Origin of the sequence: Halobellus sp. Atlit-38R, assembly GCF_003665925.1 — an archaeon.
GTDB lineage: Archaea > Halobacteriota > Halobacteria > Halobacteriales > Haloferacaceae > Haloquadratum > Haloquadratum inordinatus.
The window spans coordinates 1-705 of the sequence record NZ_QXIJ01000083.1; the positions used below are offsets into that span (position 1 = coordinate 1).

A 705-nucleotide genomic window follows, 5' to 3' on the forward strand; every position below is an offset into this window, starting at 1 on the left:
TTGACCAAGCCGTCTCTGATGATAAGCGAACTGGGAGAAAACGAAAACTCTCAGAAACACAGCAAAAAGAATTCGAAGAAACTCTTCACGAACTACCCCAAGAAGTCGGCATCGACGCGCCGGCGTGGACGCCGGCGCTTGCCCAAGATTTCCTCGAAGAAACCTACGACGTCGAGTATTCAATCCCGAGCTGTCGGCGGTTACTGAAAGAAGCGGGATTGAGCTATCAGAAACCACGCCGTACAGCCGCCGAAGCCGACGAAGACAAGCAAGAAGCGTTCTACGAAGAACTCAAAAAAAGCGGCGGAAGATGGACGCCACCGTAGTCTGTATCGATCAAACCAAGAAATCCGTGCAAGTTGAGCCGCGTGCCGCGTGGTTTCCGCGTGGCACGCGGCCCTCGGTCAAACTCTCTGGTCAACGCGACTGGACGTGTCTGCTGGGCGCGATCACCGAGGACGGTGATCGCTTCTTTTCACGATTCGAAGAGTACGTCACCGCTGAACACGCGAAACATTTCATTTTAGCACTATGTAAAGAATTTGAAGATGACTTGCTCGTGGTGCTAGATGGTGCGCCGTACTTTCAAGCGTCGGCCGTCACGGACCTGGCGGCCCGTGACGACCTCGCGTTCGTGACGCTTCCATCATACTCGCCGGAGCTAAACCCGGTTGAGGAGTGCTGGAGACAGCTTCAAGTAGCGTT

General features: G+C 54.3%; 2 protein-coding genes. Both read left to right on the forward strand.

The window, feature by feature from the left end; genetic code table 11:
* Nucleotides 1-326: winged helix-turn-helix domain-containing protein (locus D3D02_RS21310; protein ID WP_233560706.1), on the forward strand; the 326-nt coding region annotated here is incomplete at its 5' end.
* Nucleotides 218-705: IS630 family transposase (locus D3D02_RS18215; RefSeq protein ID WP_233560707.1), on the forward strand; the 488-nt coding region annotated here is incomplete at its 3' end. The genes D3D02_RS21310 and D3D02_RS18215, both read left to right, overlap by 109 nt.